Origin of the sequence: Streptomyces durocortorensis (assembly GCF_016901035.1) — a bacterium.
GTDB lineage: Bacteria > Actinomycetota > Actinomycetes > Streptomycetales > Streptomycetaceae > Streptomyces > Streptomyces durocortorensis.
The window spans coordinates 1-5,431 of the sequence record NZ_JAFEUF010000349.1; the positions used below are offsets into that span (position 1 = coordinate 1).

Annotated in this window: 4 protein-coding genes and 1 pseudogene; 4 read left to right on the plus strand and 1 reads right to left on the minus strand. The window is 72.6% G+C overall.

All coding sequences use genetic code 11. The features are described from left to right. Positions 1–113: 113 nt before the first annotated feature. The 3 genes and pseudogenes from JS521_RS33380 to nudC form a co-directional block, all read left to right on the plus strand. Positions 114–629 (plus strand): annotated as a pseudogene (locus JS521_RS33380) (PD-(D/E)XK nuclease family protein); the annotation flags it as partial. Between the two features lie 10 nt (positions 630–639). Then, positions 640–2,037 (plus strand): dipeptidase, encoded by a 1,398-nt coding sequence (locus JS521_RS33385; RefSeq protein ID WP_205086641.1) that lies wholly within the window; start codon positions 640–642, stop codon positions 2,035–2,037. Between the two features lie 67 nt (positions 2,038–2,104). Continuing rightward, a complete protein-coding gene (nudC, locus tag JS521_RS33390; protein WP_205086642.1) occupies positions 2,105–3,061 on the plus strand; it encodes an NAD(+) diphosphatase in 957 nt (318 codons plus the stop codon). A 97-nt stretch (positions 3,062–3,158) separates the two neighbouring features. On the opposite strand, the gene JS521_RS33395 is transcribed toward nudC, so the two are convergent. Then, the gene (locus JS521_RS33395; RefSeq protein WP_006127421.1) at positions 3,159–3,413 is read right to left on the minus strand and encodes a glutaredoxin domain-containing protein; all 255 of its coding nucleotides are present in this window, start codon (positions 3,411–3,413) and stop codon (positions 3,159–3,161) included. 215 nt (positions 3,414–3,628) lie between these two features. On the opposite strand from JS521_RS33395, the gene JS521_RS33400 reads away from it, so the two are divergent. After that, on the plus strand, positions 3,629–5,431 hold a 1,803-nt coding region (locus JS521_RS33400), incomplete at its 3' end, for an ATP-dependent helicase (protein ID WP_205086643.1).

Sequence of the window (5,431 nt, forward strand, 5' to 3'; positions counted from 1 at the left end):
CCCAGGTGCACCCGGGCCTCCGCGCCCGCGGGCCCCCGCGACCGCGAGAGCCGCCCGGTGCCCCTGACCCGGTAGCGGGTGCGGGATAGGCCCGGCACACAGACCCGCGGCAGCCCCGCCCGCCGCAGCCCGCCGCCCGCCGGGGCACCCGGTTCCACGCCTGGGTCGAGTCCCGGTACGAGGAGCTGCCGCTGCCCATGCTCGGCCCCGACGAGCTGCCCGGCGGCGACGAGAGCGACGCCGAGATCGCCGACGAGCGTGACCTCGCCGAGCTGAAGGAGGCGTTCGAGCGCACGGCGTACGCCCGGCGCACCCCGTACCGCGTGGAGACCCCCTTCCAGATCACCCTGGCGGGCCGCGTGATCCGGGGCCGGATCGACGCCGTCTACCGCACGGGCGACACCTACGAGATCGTCGACTGGAAGACCACCCGCCACCGCACCGCCGACCCCCTCCAGCTCGCCGTCTACCGCCTCGCCTGGGCCGAACTGCACGGTCTGCCGCTCGACGCGGTCACCGCCACCTTCCTCTACGTACGTACGGGCGAGACCGTCCATCCGCAGGGGCTGCCGGGCCGAGCGGAGCTGGAGCGGATCCTGCTGGACGAGCCGGACCCCGATGGCGGATAGGCTCAAGAGCATGAGCGAGACCCCGGACAGCGCCGTCCGTACGTACACCGAGCAGCACCGCGCCGCCTTCCTCGACGACCTCGCGGAGTGGCTGCGCATCCCGTCCGTATCCGCGCAGCCGGAGCACGACGGGGACGTACGGCGCAGCGCCGCGTGGCTGAGCGCCAAGCTCAAGGAGACCGGCTTCCCGGTCGCCGAGATCTGGGAGACTCCCGGCGCCCCGGCGGTCTTCGCCGAGTGGCCCAGCGAGGACCCCGGCGCCCCGACCGTCCTGGTCTACGGCCATCACGACGTCCAGCCCGCCGCCCGCGAGGACGGCTGGGCGACCGACCCGTTCGAGCCGGTGATCCGGGACGGCCGGATGTACGGGCGCGGCGCGGCGGACGACAAGGGCCAGGTGTTCTTCCACACCCTGGGCGTCCGCGCCCACCTCGCCGCGACCGGCCGCACCACCCCCGCCGTGCACCTCAAGCTTCTTATCGAGGGCGAGGAGGAGTCCGGATCCCCGAACTTCCGCGCCCTCACCGAGCAGCACGCGGACCGGCTCGCCGCCGACGCGGTGATCGTCTCGGACACCGGCATGTGGGACGAGGACACCCCGACCGTCTGCACCGGCATGCGCGGCCTCGCCGAGTGCGAGATCCAGCTGTACGGGCCCGCCCAGGACATCCACTCCGGATCGTTCGGCGGAGCCGTCCCCAACCCGGCCACCGAGATCGCCCGCCTGGTCGCCGCCCTCCACGACGAGGACGGCCACGTCGCGATCCCCGGCTTCTACGACGGGGTCACCGACCTCACCGACGCTGAGCGGGCGCTCTTCGCGGAGCTGCCCTTCGACGAGGCGACCTGGCTGCGCACCGCCAAGTCGGGCGCCGTGTCCGGCGAGGCCGGGTACTCCACGCTGGAGCGCATCTGGGCTCGCCCCACCGCCGAGGTCAACGGCATCGGCGGCGGCTACCAGGGCGCCGGAAGCAAGACGATCATCCCCTCCTCAGCCCTGGTGAAGATCAGCTTCCGGCTGGTCGACGGCCAGGACCCCGACGACGTACAGAAGACCGTCCGCGCCTGGGTGGAGTCCCGCATTCCGGCGGGCATCCGGCACACCATCGCCTTCCAGCCCGCCACCCGTCCCTGTCTGACCCCGCTGGACCACCCCGCCCTTCAGGCCGTGGCCCGCGCGATGGGCCGGGCCTTCGGCAAGAAGATCCTCTTCACCCGTGAAGGAGGCTCGGGCCCGGCCGCCGACCTCAGGGACGTGCTGGGTGCCCCGGTCCTCTTCCTCGGCATCTCCGTCCCCTCGGACGGCTGGCACGCCCCCGACGAGAAGGTCGAGCTGGACCTGTTGCTGAAGGGCGTGGAGACGACCGCGTACCTGTGGAGCGAACTGGCCACGGCGCTCGGCCGGTGAACCTCGCCCGATGAACTTCGCCCCACCTCCGTACACCCGATCCACCCAGGGGGAGTAGGAAGCACCTGTGAGCACCTTCGACAACGCCACCGCAGACCGTCCGATCGGCCTCACCGCGCCGAGCGGCATCGACCGCGCGGCACACCACCGTCTCGACGAGGCGTGGCTGGCCGTGGCGTGGAGCCACCCGACGACCCGTGTCTTCGTCGTCTCCGGCGGGCAGGTGCTGATCGACGACACCCCCGACGGGGGCACCGAGATCGTCATGACCCCGGCCTTCGAGGCCCCGGTCACCGAGACCCACCGGTACTTCCTCGGCACCGACGAGACGGGCGTCAGCTACTTCGCGCTCCAGAAGGACTCGCTGCCCGGCCGCATGGACCAGTCGGCCCGCCCGGCCGGACTCCGTGAGGCGGGGCTTCTCCTCGGCCCCCGCGACGCGGGTCTCATGGTCCACGCGGTCGCCCTGGAGAACTGGCAGCGGCTGCACCGCTTCTGCTCCCGTTGCGGCGAGCGCACCGTCATCGCGGCGGCCGGCCACATCCGCCGCTGCCAGGCCTGCGGGGCCGAGCACTACCCGCGTACCGACCCGGCGGTCATCATGCTGGTCACCGACGACCAGGACCGGGCCCTGCTGGGCCGCCAGGTGCACTGGCCCGAGGGCCGCTTCTCCACGCTCGCCGGATTCGTCGAGCCGGGGGAGTCGATCGAGCAGTCCGTGGCCCGCGAGGTCTACGAGGAGGCCGGGATCACGGTCGGCGAGGTCGAGTACGTCGCCAGCCAGCCGTGGCCGTTCCCATCCAGCCTGATGCTCGGTTTCATGGCACGGGCGACCACCTTCGACATCACCGTCGACGGCGAGGAGATCGAGGAGGCCCGCTGGTTCTCCCGTGAGGACCTCACCGCCGCCTTCGAGTCCGGCGAGATCATGCCCCCGTTCGGCATCTCGATCGCGGCCCGCCTGATCGAACTCTGGTACGGCAAGCCGCTCCCGAAGCCGGGCGCGGTGAAGCGGACCGGCTGAGGTCCGTCGAAGTCCGCGCCCCCGTCCGGACACGCGACTGCCCCCGGCGGTGCCGGGGGCAGTGGTACGCGCGACAGGCAGTCGTCTCTCCGCCGGATCAGGCGGCGAGCGCCTGCTTCACCTGGGCGAGCGACGGGTTCGTCATGACCGACTCGGTGCCCGAGGGGGCCACGATCAGCAGCGTGGGGACCGTCTGGTTTCCGCCATTCGCCTTCTCGACGAACGCGGCCGACTCCGGGTCGTGCTCGATGTTGACCTCGTTGTACGCGATGCCTTCGCGGTCCATCTGGCTCTTCAGCCGACGGCAGTAGCCGCACCAGGTGGTGCTGTACATCGTCACAGTGCCCGCCATGTCGCTGGCGCTCCTTCGTCTCGTCCGTACCGCTGCGCGGCCGGCAGCGTCAGTCGCGGTCCGGCCGCTCACCGCAGCGCTCCCGCAAGGTTAAGGAACGTACGGGAGGCGGCCACCATTCCCGCGGCGCCGTCCGGCCCGCCCCGGTACGACGAATACCTCACCCCTGTGGACAACCGCCGCATCCGCCCCCGGCGACCTGGCAGCATGGCGGGGTGACAGCAGCAACGCACTCCACTCTCTTCCCGCAGGTTCCCGAGACCCCGGACGCCGTGCTCGACGGGCTCGACCCCGAGCAGCGCGAGGTGGCGCTCGCCCTGCACGGACCGGTGTGCGTGCTGGCCGGAGCGGGGACGGGCAAGACCCGCGCGATCACCCACCGCATCGCGTACGGGGTGCGGGCGGGCATCCTCCAGCCGGCCACCGTGCTGGCCGTCACCTTCACCAACCGGGCCGCCGGAGAGATGCGCGGCCGCCTGAGGCAACTCGGCGCGACGGGCGTCCAGGCCCGGACGTTCCACTCCGCCGCGCTCCGGCAGCTCCAGTATTTCTGGCCGAAAGCAGTCGGTGGCGAGCTGCCCCGGCTGCTGGAGCGGAAGGTGCAGCTGGTGTCCGAGGCGGCCGCCCGCTGCCAGCTCCGGCTCGACCGCACCGAGCTGCGGGACGTCACCAGCGAGATCGAGTGGGCCAAGGTCACCCAGACCGTCCCCGCCGACTATCCTGCCGCGGTCGCCAAGACCCGCCGCGACGCCCCCCGCGACCCGGCGGAGCTCTCCCAGATCTACTCCACGTACGAGCAGCTCAAGCGCGACCGCTCCGTGATCGACTTCGAGGACGTGCTGCTGCTCACCGTCGGCATCCTCCAGGACCGGGGCGACATTGCCGACCACGTGCGCGGCCAGTACCAGCACTTCGTCGTCGACGAGTACCAGGACGTGAGCCCCCTGCAGCAGCGGCTGCTCGACCTGTGGGTCGGCGACCGGGAGAACCTCTGCGTCGTCGGGGACGCCAGCCAGACGATCTACTCCTTCACCGGGGCCACCCCCGACCACCTGCTGAACTTCCGCACCCGCCACCCCGGGGCCACCGTCGTCAAGCTGGTCCGGGACTACCGCTCCACCCCCCAGGTCGTCCACCTCGCCAACGGCCTGCTGAGCCAGGCCCGGGGCAAGGCCGCCGACCACCGCCTGGAGCTGGTCTCCCAGCGCGACAAGGGCCCCGAGCCCGTCTACACGGAGTACGGGGACGAGCCCACCGAGGCCGAGTCCACCGCCCGGCGCATCCGCGACCTCATCGCCGCGGGCGTCCCGGCCGGCGAGATCGCCGTGCTCTACCGGGTCAACTCCCAGTCCGAGGTCTACGAGCAGGCCCTCGCGGACGCCGGGGTGCCCTACCAGCTGCGCGGCGCTGAGCGGTTCTTCGAGCGGGCCGAGGTCCGCGAGGCGGGCACCGCCCTGCGCGGCGCGGCCCGCGCCGGGCGCAACGACTCCCTCCTCGACGGGGCGGAGGACCTGGCCTCCCAGGTGCGGGCGGTGCTCTCCACCAAGGGCTGGACCACCCGCCCGCCCGCCGGTTCGGGGTCCGTGCGCGACCGCTGGGAGTCGCTGGCCGCGCTGGTGCGCCTCGCGGAGGACTTCGAGACGGCGAAACCGGGGGCGACCCTGACCGACCTGGTCCGCGAGCTCGACGAGCGGGCGGCCGCCCAGCACGCCCCGACCGTCCAAGGCGTCACGCTGGCCTCCCTCCACTCGGCGAAGGGCCTCGAATGGGACGCGGTGTTCCTGGTCGGCCTGACCGAGGGCATGATGCCGATCGCCTACGCCAAGACCGACGAGCAGGTCGAGGAGGAGCGACGCCTGATGTACGTGGGGATCACCCGCGCCCGCGTCCACCTCTCGCTCTCCTGGGCGCTGTCCCGGTCGCCGGGGGGCCGGGCGAGCCGACGGCCGACCCGCTTCCTGAACGGGCTGCGGCCGGGCTCGACGGGGTCCGGCGCTCGGGGCGGCGTCGGCGGGGGC